This window comes from Rossellomorea marisflavi (assembly GCF_022170785.1).
GTDB lineage: Bacteria > Bacillota > Bacilli > Bacillales > Bacillaceae_B > Rossellomorea > Rossellomorea marisflavi_B.
In genome coordinates, this window is sequence record NZ_CP081870.1 from 4,143,682 (window position 1) to 4,157,880 (window position 14,199).

Genomic DNA, 14,199 nt, shown 5'->3' on the forward strand with positions numbered 1-14,199 from the left:
CCTTTTATGTTCATAAAGTTCACAAAAAAGCGGTTTTGAAAAGGATTTCTCCTTTTCAAAACCGCTTTGATCATTTTCGTTTGTATTTCCTTTCCGGTCGACCCACGATCCCATACACGAGCTCTGCTTCCGCTTCTTTGATTGATATAAGGTATTCCAGATACCGGCGGGAAGTCGTCCGGGAAGCCCCGAAAAGTTTCCCGAGGGCTTCCGCCGTGATCCCTTCTTCCTGTTGTCCCAGAAGCTCCTTGACCTTTTCAAGCGTCAGCTGATCGATTCCTTTCGGAAGAGCCTCCCGGGGAGAAGACGTCTCGGACTGGAAAAGCCTGTCGATGAGGGCTTGATTCACATCCTCGCTTCCCTTTAGGACATGACGGGTCTGCACAGCCCGCGAAACGGCCTCAGACAGGCGTTCGAGCTCAATGGGTTTGATCAAGTAATCGACGACCCCGTGATTCAACGCCTTGGTCAGGATCTCCCGGTCCGTCGCCGCCGTAATCAGGATGATCTGAAGATCTGGACATTGTTCCCTTAGAGGGCCGATGATGCTGATTCCAAGACTGTCAGGTAGATACACATCCAAAAGGAGCAGATCTGGCTTCAGCTCCCCTGCCAGCCTTAGCGTTTCCCCCGCAGTGGTAGCCGAGGCAAGAACCTGCAAGCCCCCGACCCTTTCCAGGAACTGATGATGGATGTCTGCTACACGGTAGTCATCTTCTGCAATAAGGACCTTCACTGAGTACTTCCTCCTTTCGGAATATAGACGGTCACGACCGTCCCTTCCTGTTCATCGGATGCGATCTCCAAACTCCCCCCGAGCTCCCGCAGTGAAGCGTGGACGAGGGACATGCCAAATCCTCTGTCGCTGCCTTCTTTTGTGGTGAATCCCTGCTCATGAATCCGTTCCATCAACTCAGGCGGGATGCCTTTTCCATTATCGGATACCTCCAGGATCAGATCATCTGCGATATCCGTCGTATACACCTGTACCCAGGGTTCCGGTTGACCCACCACTGCTTCAAAGGCATTGTCGATGATATTCCCTATGATCGTCACCAGGGGGGAGGCGGCATCCTGAGGCCATTCATATTCGATGGAGCTCGTCTCATCCAGGGCGAAGGCTATTTTTTTCTCAGAGGCCTTTGACAGCTTCCCAATCAATACAGCTTGAATCGTCGGATCATGGATCTGCTCGAATAACACGCGTTCATATGCCTTCTGCTGACCTGTTTCATCATGGATGAAGGCCATGGCTTTCGTGACCTTACCGAGCTGCAGCCAGCCTGATATGGCATACAGCTTATTGGTATATTCATGTGTCTGGGCACGGAGGTCATGAGAGTACTGCTGTACCTCCGACAACGTGCTGATGAGCTCCTGTATTTCCGAACGGCGCTGGAAGCTCGCGACCTTTCCCCCGTAGCGACCCTCGTCGTCCACCCTCTTATAACGGACCACAAGCTGCTGACCTCCATACACGGTTTCATATTGTCCTTCCGCTGCTTCGCGTTCCATGACACTGGCGATCGTAGAGCCTGGGAGGGTGTTTTGAATAGGGTGACCGATCGCATCTTCCGTGATGCCCAGAATCTCTTTTGCCGACTGGTTGACGAGGGTGACCCGGCCATTCTGATCTGTCGCCATGACCCCTTCACTTATTGCTTCAAGCACGGCTCCTCTTTCCTTATAGATCCTGGCGATCTGATACGGCTCGAGTCCGAATGTGTCTTTCCGAATATTGCGGGTCAGCATCAAGCTACCACCGACTCCCATGATAAAGATGAACAGGAGCCATAAAAGGATGCCGATCAACCCTTCCTGATAAGTCGAGTCAATCTTAGAAAGAAGGAATCCGACCGATACGACACCGATGATCTCACCTTCTTCATTGACGATCGGCGTTTTTCCACGGACCGATTCACCGATGGATCCTTCAGCCATGGAGACATAACTTTTACCATTGATGAGTGCCTCTTCGTTGTCCCCGCCGACCATTGCCTTCCCGATCTTTTCCCTCGTGGGATGGGTGTAGCGGATTCCATCCACATCGCCTATGACGATGAATTCGGCACCTGATTTCTCACGGATTTTTTCTACGACTTGTTGCATATCTAAAGCGTTTGCATTTTCAGTCAAGACCTGTTTCACATCCGGGATTTCCGATACGGTCATCGCCGTTGTAAGAGCCTGCTGGCCGACGATGTCCTGCGCCTGCTTACGCTCGAAATACATATACACCACCGTCACCATCAACATGATGATGGTGATCAACGTACAGACAAGCACCATGATCTTCCGCTCGAGGGGCCATCTGTTCTCCATCTCTGCATCCCTCCCGTATCACCCCGATGCAGAAAATTCTAACACTTTATGGAATAATAGAAAAGAAGGCATTTAGCGGGAGACTCCCTCCCCGCCTCAAAAGCCGCAGTTTGATATAATGGTAGAAGTACATAATCGAAAGGGGAAATGAACATTGAAGCAGGAAATCATCGAACGCTTTACGTCTTATGTGAAAATGGATACCCAGTCCAACGAACAAAACGAATCTTGCCCCTCCACTCCCGGACAGCTTGAGCTCGGAAAAAAACTTGTAGAAGAGTTGAAGTCGATCGGGTTGAGCGATGCATCCATGGACGACTTTGGATATGTGATGGCGACCCTGCCAGCCAATACGGATAAGGATGTACCGACGATCGGATTCCTGGCGCATGTGGATACGGCGACGGATTTCACCGGGAAAAACGTCAATCCGCAGATTCATGAAGAATATGACGGTGGCGAAATCGTCCTGAATGAAGACCGAGGTGTCACGCTATCACCCCATGAATTTCCGAACCTCGGAAACTATCATGGCCATACCTTGATCACAACGGATGGGACAACGCTCCTTGGTGCCGATAATAAAGCGGGCATTGCCGAGATCATGACCGCCATGGACTACCTCGTGAAACATCCTGACATCGAGCACGGACGGATCCGCGTCGCCTTTACACCGGATGAAGAAATCGGACGCGGCCCTCATCAATTCGATGTGGAGCGATTCGATGCGCAATATGCCTATACCGTCGACGGAGGCCCACTCGGTGAGCTCCAATACGAAAGCTTCAGCGCGGCAGGTGCCGTCATCACCATCAACGGAACGAACATCCATCCAGGAACGGCCAAAGGCAAGATGGTCAACTCCATGAAGATCGCCATGGAGCTCCAAAGCAGACTGCCTCGAGAAGAAGCGCCTGAATATACGGAAGGGTATGAAGGCTTCTTCCACCTCCTCTCCTTCGAGGGCGATGTGGAGAAGACGACTCTCACGTATATCATCCGTGATTTCGACCGTGAGACATTCACCGAGCGGAAGGAGCTTATGACCTCCATCGTGAAAGAACTTCAGGAAACATACGGGGAAGAGCGTGTCTCCCTCTCCATGAAAGATCAGTATTACAATATGCGCGAGAAGATCGAGCCCGTGAAATTCATTGTCGATACGGCATATAAAGCCATGACCAACCACGGCATCGTCCCGATCGTCGAGCCGATCCGCGGCGGGACAGACGGTTCCCAGCTTTCCTACATGGGACTCCCGACCCCGAATATCTTCACAGGCGGAGAGAACTTCCACGGGAAATTCGAATTCATTTCCGTGGACAATATGGAGAAATCCGTGAATGTAATCGTGGAAATCGCACGTCTATTTGCAGAAGAAGCATAAGAGGAGAGCAGTCCTGGAGAAGGGACTGCTCTTTTTTTGCACATGCACATTCGCTTCCAGCAAGGCAGGAAATTATAATGTGGAATACAGACTAAGACGAGGTGACCCATTATGAGATATGTTGAATTGACTGACTATCCCTCCCTCCTCATCATTCCCGTTGGCAGGAAGTTCCCCGAAGTCAGGTCCATCGGACACAAGAAGCAGCGGGGGCTCCTGAGCCGCCTTCAACACGCGGTGGATGGGATCATCGAAGAGGGACATGCCATACAGGCTTTCTTCCCCGACACCAACGGTACACGCCTTCCCGTCCCGATCTATCGGAAAGAAGAGCTTTATCCCCATCTCATCAGACCTGAATCCTTCCTGTGGAAGAAGCACTCCGACCAGCGGGGGCTCCCCATAGAGAAAGAATCCTTTTATACTGTGGAATATGATACCCTTTCTGCGGAGGACCTGGAAGCTCACGTGCAGCGTGTGATGACCGACTATGCGTTTGTCGCCACCCTTCATGAGAGGGAGAGGGATGAGTGGCTCGAGTCGATCCGGTCCGCCTATTCCCGGCATCCTTTCATGGAATTAGCACGCACGAAGCAGGACATCGTACAAGCTGTAGAATTCCTTAATTCCTCTTCGCTTCTCGGCCTGTTGAATTCACCAGAGGATGTGGCCCTCTGGAGGCACCGTGTGGAAATCGTCCTTCGCCCCTACAGAAGCATTCCTCTTCACTGGCGGTGGGATATATGCGGTCATGAGAAGGAGCTTATCCTGAAAGCGAAGGAAGGGATCCTCTCCTGTACCTGTCATAAGTGCAACTATACAATCGACTATTCTCCGGAAGAAGACCGTGTGACCCTGCCAACCGAGGTCAATATGGAGCAGGCGCGTAAACGCATCGCCACAATCGAAAAGCAGTTCAATGCCATGGCCGAGAAAACAATGGACGTCGTGAACGCAATCCGCCGACTCCAGGACCTTAAGGCAGACTTGATACCTCTTGCAGACATGATCGAACGGGCAAGAGATCTCGAAGAACAATTGGGAGGGCGGGTAGCCTCCCATCCCATCCTTTCCATCTATCAGTCCTTAAAGGGATGTAAGCTACCCGATTGCTATGTGGAACCCGATTTAATGAGCCTGTCCCTCGTCCATATTCCTGATATTTCATTGCTTAAGACGAACCTGGAGGGAGAGGACTTTCAGCAGACACTGGAAGACCATCTTTCCTATCTTGAGACAAAAGAGCAGGAATACCGCCCATCACCGGATGATGTGATGGTAGAGGTCAAAGGGTACGGGCTCACCCGTGGTATGATCGAGGACATCGAGGGTGTCCCCGGGTGGTCGGATATTCCCGTCCACCTGCTTGTTCAAATCTTAAAAGGCGAGGCCACCAGCAAGATCAGGCGCTTGGGGCTGAATGATACATCGATCTTCGCCATGCTTTCCTCATGGCCGGCCAAGTATATCACTCAAGCGATGATCCAATGGAAGAAGAGCGGTGCATGAGCGTGCACCGCTCTTCTTTGTGTGGAAAAAAAGAAGTTTGTTTGTCTTCTTTGTTACACGTCAACATATTTTCACATTTTTCATCAAGCTTCCCCTTGTTCCCCGCCCCTTTCTCCCATACTCTTACACTATGAATAAAAAAAGGAGTGGTCCCATGCTTCCCATTGAACGCCGCCAACAGATCCTGACTTGGCTTGAAGAGGAAGAAACCTTGAAGGTATCGGATATCAGCGAACGCCTCGGTGTCTCCGAGATGACGGTCTACCGGGACATCAAGCCCCTTGTCGATGAAGGGAGTGTCCAAAAAACGTCAAACGGCATCACCTCGAGCCATGAGCTACCCCTAAACGGATGCAGCCTTTGCATGAAGTCGATCGGAACGAGGCACTCCGTCCAGCTCGTGAAGACGAGTCACCGTGTCGAACAAACCTGCTGTCCACATTGCGGCCTTCTCCGCTTCAACGACATCCGCGATGAGGTCGTTCAGATCCTGTGCCGTGATTTCCTGACCGATGCCACAATCAGCGCCAAGACCGCTACATTCCTCATCGGTGCCGAATTGAACCTGAATTGCTGTCAGCCTCAGGTCATCGCCTTCGGTTCACTCATGCACGCAGAAAAATTCCAAATTGGATTCGGCGGTACCCTGCACACATTTGAAGAGGCCATCCATGCCATTTCGGATACGATGCAAGGCAATGGCTGCTGTCACCCTTAAGAAGGAGTCTATTTATGAAAAACCAACCTAAAAAATCTCCCTATCAAACGATCTGGAGGTGGCATTTTTACGCAGGGCTCATCTTTGCCCCCTTCCTGTTCATCCTGGCGGTGACCGGTTCGATTTACCTTTTTAAACCACAGATTGAAGGTGTGCTGTACAACCAGTACTATGATGTCCAGCCCCAAGGAGACAAGATTGCACCTGTCGAACAGATCGAAGAAGTGAAAAAGCTTCATCCCGATGCAACCGTCACTTCTTATAGGCCAGGAGAAAGCGCCGATCGCTCCAGCGAAGTGGGCATCAGTACGGAAGAAGGCTCATCCACCGTGTTCATCGATCCCTATACAGGCAAATCCCTCGGTGAACTGAAGGCCGACGACCGGATCATGAACAAAATTGAAGAGATCCATGGAGAATTGATGGCTGGTACACTCGGCGACCGGATCGTGGAACTTGCCGCCTGCTGGGCCGTCGTCCTCATCGTGACGGGGCTCTTCCTCTGGTTCCCGCGAAAAAAAGACAAACTGTCAGGGGTCCTCTTCCCGAGATTCAATAAAGGCAAGAAGATTTTCCGTCGTGACCTTCATGCCGTCCCTGCCTTCTGGATCACAGCAGGGATGCTATTCCTGATCCTGACGGGGCTCCCGTGGTCAGGCTTCTGGGGGACCAACTTCCAGAACGCCGTCACCAATTCCGGAGCAGGCTACCCTCCATCGATCTGGACGGGAAGTGCACCACAATCAGAAGTGAAAACGAAGGAAATTGCCGAAGTGCCATGGGGAGCAGAAAACTTGGACGTTCCCAAATCGGCCCTTGAAGGATACACTCCCCTATCCATCAACGATGTAGTCGACATCGCCAATAGTCAGGATATCGATCCGAGTTATACAGTCTATATCCCTCAGGACCCGACAGGTGTTTACACGCTCTCTGCTTTTCCTGCCAGGGCGCAGGATGAACTGACAATCCATATCGATCAGTATTCCGGTGCGATCCTCGCCGATTACCGTTATGACCATTACGGTCCTGTCGGGAAAGCCGTGGCACTCGGCATCACCCTGCACAAAGGGACACAGTTCGGGATCTTCAATCAAATCCTCAGCCTTCTCATCTGCCTTGGAATCATCCTTGTGGTTGTGAGCGGATTCTATCTGTGGCTGAAGCGGAAACCGAAGCATGAGATGGGTGCACCGAAAGGACCAAGCATCTGGAGATTCAGTGCCTTCTTGGCCGTCATGATTGCACTGGGGATCATCTTCCCGCTGGTAGGGTTGAGTCTCATCGTTGTCTGGCTCCTGGACTGGCTTATCATCAGAAGGCTCCCGAAGGTAAAAGAATTCCTTGGAGCGGCATAAGAAAGGAGACGACCTATGAGATACCTGTTGAAACTACTGCCTTTTACCCTGATCCTCATCCTATTGGGGGCATGTGCCCCTAAAGAGGATGCAGCCGACCTGTACAAGCAGGAATCCCCTCTTGAGGCGGATGTGTCCCTGCCAGATCCTTATACGAGTGACGAGCCGATCAAAATCTCCCTCACCCAGGACGGAGAAAAGGTGGAGAATGCCAATTTTGTCCATGTGGAAATGTGGAAGGCTGACGGCAGCTTCCGCCAGGGGATGGAAGAAGCCGATAACGAAGGAAAGGGCCTTTATACCTTCAAGACAGATCTGAAGGAAGAAGGACTGTATTATGTAAAAGTCCATGCCGGTAGTAACGGCTCCACCATCATGCCGACCAAGCCCCTTGCCGTCGGCGAGCTGTCAAAAGAAGATGTTGAGGCCTTGAACGGGAACGTCCCGCAGCAAAGCGGAGGCGGCGGACATCATCATTAAAAGCAAAAAGACCGGAAGAAAGGGTTGGCCCTCTTCCGGTCTTTCTTTGTCTTATCGGATTTTGTAGCTCAGGAATCCATCTTCCACCGGGATGGTTTGTCCATTGATCGCGCTGGCTGCATCCGTGAATAAGAACGTGACGACGCTCGCCACTTTCTCCGGCTTGATCAGTTCACCACGCATATGCTGTCCGGCCAGATAATCTTTTGCTTCCTGATCGTCACCTAAAATCGGTGTATCAATGAAGCCAGGTGCCACACCGACGACGCGGATGCCGTGTTCAGCAAGCTCGAGGGCTCCTGATTTGGACATCATGACAACGGCCGCTTTGGCTGCATTGTAGTTGAAGCTTCCCACTGCGGCAGCCGTTCCATAAATGGACGCCGTGTTTACGATTGTTCCAGTCGCACCGAGCTCAACCATTTTCTTGGCGCCATAGTACATGCCATAGTATACGCTGTGCTGATCCACATCGATGACGCGGTGATACGATTCTGGATCCATTTCAAGGAATGGTTTCACCAACCCGATGCCGGCGTTATTGAAGATCCCGTTGAATGTACCAAATTTCTCAGCCGTCCAGTCGATCAATGCTTTGATTTCTTCCCCTTTTGAAACATCTACTTTATAATGAGCGGCACTTCCACCCGCTTGATTGATCTGTTCGGCTACTTCCTTCGCACCGCTTTCATTGAAGTCGGCGACGACAACGGATGCTCCCTTTCCAGATAACTGAAGGGCCGCTTCCTTCCCTATTCCACTTGCTCCCCCAGTGATTACGACAACTTGACCTTTTAACTCTGACATAAAAACCCCTCCTGTATTGTCGACAATTTGTAATACTCTTTTATTGTACGCCTGATCGTTCGTATTGTCGACAATTAAGCTCAGCCAAATGTACTATATTTTAACAGGCAGGTTTCGATCTCCATAAAAAAAGTAAGCAGGCCCCCGACCTGCTTACTACCATTTTGATTCCGATTAGCCCTCAGATCACTCCCTGATCGAGAGTCACTTTCACTGCATGCTTCGCCTCTTCAAAATTCCCTTGAAGCAGAGAAGAAGTGAACACCTTAAGCTCCCTGTTGAAGTTCTTCATCGTCTCCCCGGTCCACTTGACCTGGGCGAAGACCATCAGGATATGATTGGCTTCTTTGTAAAAGCGCATCAACGCTTTATTATCCGAAACAGTGAAAACGTGGGTAATCAGCTGTTCCACCTTTGATTGATACAACTGCACATCCTCTTGCCTGCAAGCCTCATCAGTCTCGTCGCCGAATGATTGCAGCCTGTGGCGATTGGTGTCATTCCATTTGGGTTGTGACTGATCGATGGCTGATTGAAGCAGTCCGATCACGGCGTCGTTGTATTCGATGATTTCTTTATCACTGAAATGTTTCACAATCGTTCCGATCCTCGGAATGCGCTCGGCGATGCCGTCTACCTTCAACAGGTAAAGGGCCTCCCTGACAGGGGCCCGACTCGTACCGAGATCCCTGGCGACATCCTCTTCTATGATTTTCTCACCCGCTTTGATGGCACCATTCAAAATTTGTTGAAGCAGATGATGATACACCTTCTCAGGCAATGATTCTTTCCCGTGATTGACTCGATTCATGATCCACCTCTGATAATTATGCTATTGGGAAAATGCTATCCTACCTTTGTGGGAAAAACAAGGTGGAAGATGGCAACAAAACAACTGAAGTAGTAAAAATGATCGTTTCCTGTTCAACATCTTCATGGCAAAATAGAGGATGTAGATATTTCCAACACCGGCAGCCTCCATGTTCAACACCAAGAATCCGGGAACAGTACACAACCACAGGAGGACGATCATGATCATCAGACAAGGAACAGAAGCAGATGCGGGGGCGATCATCGCCATCCGCCGCAACACGATTTCAGAGCAAGAATACTTTCTGACCACAGATGAGGAGTTCAGCCTCGATCACGTAGGACAGGTAAAGGAGATGGCCGAACGGGCCGAAGCCGGCGGAATCACCTTCGTAGCGGAAGCGGATGGGAAGGTCGTGGCCTTCCTTTTCTTCAACCGCAGCCGGATGAAGCGGATGAGACACAACGGATCTTTCGGTATCGGAATTCTGCCCGACTATCGCAATCGGGGACTTGGTTCACGCATGCTTCAGCATCTTATCAGCTGGGCGAGGGACCAGGAGGAGATCGAAAAGATCTGTCTTGGCGTATTTGCTACCAATGAAAGGGCCATCGCCTCCTATAAAAAAGCCGGGTTTGTCGAAGAAGGCCGGGAAATCCGGCAGTATAAATTCGACGATGGCCGATACGTGGATAACGTATTGATGGGCCTCCAGCTATAAATTGCAAAACAGAAGGAACATATCCTAATGAACACGATCCTTAGGGGTTCTTTATACCGCTCATGATTTCCGTGCAAGACTGCGCGCGGGTAGCCCGTGAGCCTCCTCGCAAGCCTGGGGGGTCTCACATCAGCTACTCTTCCCGCTGGAGTCTTCGTCTTGCACTCCAATCAACCGCTAGAAACAATGACTGATCATGAAACAAATGAAAAAACCGCATTGATTTGCCTGATTGCAGACAAATCAATGCGGGTTTTACCATGACTCAAACACGTTTGACCCAGTCTCTTCATTTACTCGGCGGTTTTGCCCATGTGATCGATCTTCACATTTTCAAACGTGGCGCTTCCCCCTTCGACAAATAAGGAAATCCCTTGATCATCGGGGCGTGGGAATACGAGATTCGTATGCACGGTCCTGCCATTGTCCATGAAGAGTTCGACACTCGTCTTATCCACAAGGATCGTCATATGGACTTTTTGGTCAAAAGTCTTGTAGGGCGCTTTGCTCTCAAGGAAATCCCCTTCTTCATCCGGTTGATCGGTCTTGGAGCGATTGACGAATGAATAGCCATCCCGTGGAGAAAAACCGACATCAACGTGGCGCTCATCGTCTTCTGACTCTCTGAGGCGCATACCAATACGCTCCGCCTCTTCCCAGGAAATGTCGGCTTCAAGACGGAACGTTTCGCCGAGTGAGTCAAGCGACTCTCGCCCTTCCTCCACTGTCATATCCCCGAATTCTTCTGTAGAGGTGACCAGATCATCCAGGGCCGGAACAGGGTTGGACACAAGGGTATAACCTTCTTCGTCATCCCCTTCCAGGCGGATTTCTCTGACAATGGAGTCCGTCCCGTTGAAATCATCATGCTCGATGGTAGGGGTGTTGTTCGCGTACGACCATTTGTTCATCCACGCAAGTGCATAGCGCTTCTCCATCTTGTCTTCTGCCTCGCCGTCTTCGAATGTCACGGCCCCATACCAATCGAATCCGTAATCAAGCCACTTCGGTTCTTCCTCGTCAGTTTCGAATGTATCACCATTGAATTCACCTGACCAGTAAGCATACGTATTCGGTTTACCGACGGATTCACCGTTGGCACTGACTCCGAGAACCCATTTCTCCGTTCCGTCCTCCGTCCGCATCCGGAAGAGATCTGGACACTCAAGGACACCGAGGTCCTCCGTTTGAAAATCCCCGGTGAATGACCAGTCTTTCAAGTTGTCGGATTCATAGAATCCAACCTTTGATCCTTCTGCCATGAGCATCACCCATTTATTCCGTTCATCATCCCATACGACCTTCGGATCGCGGAAATCCTCTATTCCCGGGTTCTCAAGGACTGGGTCTTCACTGTGATTCTTGAACGTTTTCCCTCCGTCCGTGCTATACCAGAGATATTGCTCCTGCGCTCCGGTTTCTTTGGACGGCTGGGTCACGATGGCGATGAAGGCATCTTTCCCAAAACCAGCTTTATTCTCACGGTCTATGACCACTGAGCCGGACCAGGGATCACCGTTATCATTGGTATACTTCGGAATGGCCACACCTTCATCCTTCCAGTGGACCAGGTCTTTCGAGACGGCATGACGCCATTCAGTACCGTTACCATCAGGGTAATCTTTGTTATAGAGATAGTAATAGTGATATTCACCTTTATAATAGATCGGTTTTTGAGGATCGTTTTTCCATTTGTCAGGGGTGGTGAAATGATAGGAAGAACGGTATGAGACCTCATTTCCGTCTTTTCCCGTCTCTTTCTTTTCACCGTCTTCTTTCGCATTGACCCAGAGGACGACGCCACCGATGACAAGGATCAGGATGGCCACCAACACCCATATCCCCTTCTTTCCTATAGATTTCATTTTATTCTTCACCACCTGTTTATAGTTGGGTTGTCATTATTAACTAGATTACGGGCGTACATCCCCGCCTCGCTGCGGGGCCTCACTCACTGCACAGATTCCTTCGAGTACATAAGGAGAGGGGAAGCTTACACCTGTTAGGAGATACGAGTGTAAGACAGTCAACTAGGTGCTGTGTAGTAACTCACTGTTGTTGATGGAAGGAATTTGACCTGTGCGTGACCGGGAGGCACCCCAGCGCAGCGGGGAAGCGCTGCGTGCTAATAGAAAAAAGAAATGCCACTTGCTGACATTTCTTTTTTCCTTTTTCAAAGGTTATTTCCCGTCGTACGTGATTTGACCTTGCTCAAGCGTTCCATCTTTCACGACAGAAGATTTCTTGTTCTTGATATCAAGCAAGAAGGATGGAGCAAAGGTTGATTTGTGATCGGCAAAGTATCCGCGATTTGTCATGTAGCTGGTTACCACAAATTTGTCGGACTTTTCCTGAGGAATTACATAATGCGCGTAATTCCAAGTGATATCATTCGGATCAAGATCCTGGTGAAGGACGATTCCCGTTTTGTTCATCGGTTTGAATGGACCATCCAAGGAATTTGACACATACCCAAGCATGTAGATGTCTTCATCGTCAATGCCATCGATCGTCATCTTGGAACCGCGAGCGCTTGTGAACAGATAGAATTTACCGTCTTTCTTAAAGATATTTGGACGTTCGATTTCATCTGTCACTGTGTTGGAAACAAGAAGAGGTTTCTTCTCTTTTTTGAATGTGTAATCATCGTTGATCTCGATGATTCCCATTGCACCGTTCGCAAGTTCAGCTGTTTCTTTTTTAGGGCTGTTTTGAAGGTTCTTAAGCTCGTCGCGGAAGAACTTCATGCTTTTGCCGTAGTATGCACGGTTGTAAAGATTGTCTTCACCTGAGTATCCGTATTCTGTACCAGTGTTGGCCTCGAATACAAGGTATTTATGACCTTTGTCTTCGATGTAGTGCGGGTCACGGAAGGTGTGGTTATTGTTGAAGTTGCGATCTTCGAAGGCTTTCTCTACGTTTTCGTAGGTTTTGCCGTCTCCGCCGTTGAAGATGGACTTGTGATCTTCAATTCCATCAACCTGCAAATCTTTGTCTCCTTTTTCAGAAACGTTGACTTGGGCAGTTGTCAATGTTTGGCGTCCGAAGAGCTCCTTGCTCTCATCGAAGTCTCCACGATTTGTGTAGAACAAACGGATTTCGCCGTCATCCGTGAACAAGGCAGAACCTGACCACTCTTCTAGTTGACCTGGAAGATATTTGTCGTCTGCTTTGTTTTTGTCTTCGTCATCGAAGACGCGTCCAGCGTTTTTCCATGCGTCGATGGAGTCATCGCCTGCTTTTTTATAGAACATATAGATGAATGTGTCGTTAGGGTTTTTCGGGTCACCGGCAAGACCGAAGACGATCTGGTAGCCTTTGTATTCAGCTACAGTGCCATCAGCGTTTTGAAGTGGCCATGTGTCCCACACGTCCATTTTGATTTTATTGCCATTCTCATCGGTTTTTGTTGCGGATTCTACGTTTTTGATTGTGGAAGCATCAAAGGATGGGACAGTGAACTTGTCATCACCGTGCTGGTTGATCATATCCTTCATGTCTTGACGTGTGATCTGTGACGTGCCGTATGTTTCCTTGTATCCTTTTTCGTCAGCCCCGCCCTTGGCAGATGCAGATGTGAAGCTGCCTCCGAACAAGATGGCTGCACTTAAAGAAACTGCTGCAAATTGACGAACGTTCATTAAGTACTCCTCCTATGTGTGGTTATGATATGAATTCGGTAAGGGCTGGGGCGAATGCTCCGATGCCTTACAATTGAATTATAGGAGGACGGGACTCTGGTGGATATGGCAGGGATTGATATAGATTTCGTCTTAAATTGATATGTGGGTCTATAGTCGCCTGAAAGATGGGGTTGCTTTCTCCAAGGCATGATTTTCTTCGTTATGATGATAGTAAACGGCTAAATACAGTGTCCGTTATTACATAAGTCCGTTCCTTTGCGCTGCAGGGATTTGCTTTCCGCGGGGGGCATGTCGAGCCTCCCTCATGAAAATTCAGTAGTTCTTAGTATTCCTAGGTTTTTCTCAGGTTTTCGTAGGCGTTCAAAAGAGGCGACATGGCACATTTGAATAAATTCATCCATATTTAAATATATATGGAAACGCACTAAGCGTCTGAAGAAAC

The 14,199-nt window shown here is 49.7% G+C and carries 12 protein-coding genes; 6 read left to right on the forward strand and 6 right to left on the reverse strand.

Features of this window, described 5'->3' with window-relative positions; all coding sequences use genetic code 11:
• Positions 1 to 70: 70 nt before the first annotated feature.
• A complete protein-coding gene (locus K6T23_RS21335; protein WP_056539497.1) occupies positions 71 to 736 on the reverse strand; it encodes a response regulator in 666 nt (221 codons plus the stop codon).
• Positions 733 to 2,322 carry an ATP-binding protein gene (locus K6T23_RS21340; protein WP_079514094.1) on the reverse strand — a complete coding sequence of 530 codons (1,590 nt, stop codon included), beginning with the start codon at positions 2,320 to 2,322 and terminating at the stop codon, positions 733 to 735. The genes K6T23_RS21335 and K6T23_RS21340 overlap by 4 nt, the downstream gene beginning before the upstream one ends.
• Positions 2,323 to 2,476: 154 nt before the next feature.
• Here K6T23_RS21340 and pepT point away from each other — a divergent pair, with 154 nt between their 5' ends.
• From pepT to K6T23_RS21365, 5 genes are all read left to right on the forward strand, one after another.
• Positions 2,477 to 3,709 (forward strand): peptidase T, encoded by a 1,233-nt coding sequence (pepT, locus tag K6T23_RS21345; RefSeq protein WP_056539503.1) that lies wholly within the window; start codon positions 2,477 to 2,479, stop codon positions 3,707 to 3,709.
• Between the two features lie 111 nt (positions 3,710 to 3,820).
• Positions 3,821 to 5,218 carry an RQC-minor-2 family DNA-binding protein gene (locus tag K6T23_RS21350; protein WP_238283269.1) on the forward strand — a complete coding sequence of 466 codons (1,398 nt, stop codon included), beginning with the start codon at positions 3,821 to 3,823 and terminating at the stop codon, positions 5,216 to 5,218.
• Between the two features lie 154 nt (positions 5,219 to 5,372).
• Positions 5,373 to 5,936, forward strand: coding sequence for a DeoR family transcriptional regulator (locus K6T23_RS21355; protein WP_238283270.1), 564 nt, complete (start codon positions 5,373 to 5,375; stop codon positions 5,934 to 5,936).
• A gap of 14 nt (positions 5,937 to 5,950) precedes the next feature.
• On the forward strand, positions 5,951 to 7,294 hold the full coding sequence (locus tag K6T23_RS21360) for a PepSY-associated TM helix domain-containing protein (protein WP_238283271.1): 1,344 nt from the start codon (positions 5,951 to 5,953) through the stop codon (positions 7,292 to 7,294).
• A 15-nt stretch (positions 7,295 to 7,309) separates the two neighbouring features.
• On the forward strand, positions 7,310 to 7,774 hold the full coding sequence (locus K6T23_RS21365) for a FixH family protein (protein ID WP_238283272.1): 465 nt from the start codon (positions 7,310 to 7,312) through the stop codon (positions 7,772 to 7,774).
• 51 nt (positions 7,775 to 7,825) lie between these two features.
• Here the strand turns inward: K6T23_RS21365 and K6T23_RS21370 are convergent, their stop codons facing one another.
• Together K6T23_RS21370 and K6T23_RS21375 are read right to left on the reverse strand one after the other, a co-directional pair.
• Complete coding sequence (locus K6T23_RS21370) at positions 7,826 to 8,581, reverse strand: SDR family NAD(P)-dependent oxidoreductase (protein ID WP_056539522.1); 756 nt, start codon at positions 8,579 to 8,581, stop codon at positions 7,826 to 7,828.
• Between the two features lie 181 nt (positions 8,582 to 8,762).
• A complete protein-coding gene (locus K6T23_RS21375) occupies positions 8,763 to 9,392 on the reverse strand; it encodes a GntR family transcriptional regulator (RefSeq protein ID WP_056539525.1) in 630 nt (209 codons plus the stop codon).
• A gap of 220 nt (positions 9,393 to 9,612) precedes the next feature.
• Here K6T23_RS21375 and K6T23_RS21380 point away from each other — a divergent pair, with 220 nt between their 5' ends.
• Positions 9,613 to 10,113 (forward strand): GNAT family N-acetyltransferase, encoded by a 501-nt coding sequence (locus K6T23_RS21380; protein ID WP_238283273.1) that lies wholly within the window; start codon positions 9,613 to 9,615, stop codon positions 10,111 to 10,113.
• A 293-nt stretch (positions 10,114 to 10,406) separates the two neighbouring features.
• Here the strand turns inward: K6T23_RS21380 and K6T23_RS21385 are convergent, their stop codons facing one another.
• Positions 10,407 to 11,978 (reverse strand): glycoside hydrolase family 32 protein, encoded by a 1,572-nt coding sequence (locus K6T23_RS21385; protein WP_238283274.1) that lies wholly within the window; start codon positions 11,976 to 11,978, stop codon positions 10,407 to 10,409.
• A 315-nt stretch (positions 11,979 to 12,293) separates the two neighbouring features.
• Positions 12,294 to 13,754 carry a glycoside hydrolase family 68 protein gene (locus K6T23_RS21390; RefSeq protein ID WP_238283275.1) on the reverse strand — a complete coding sequence of 487 codons (1,461 nt, stop codon included), beginning with the start codon at positions 13,752 to 13,754 and terminating at the stop codon, positions 12,294 to 12,296.
• Positions 13,755 to 14,199: the final 445 nt, after the last annotated feature.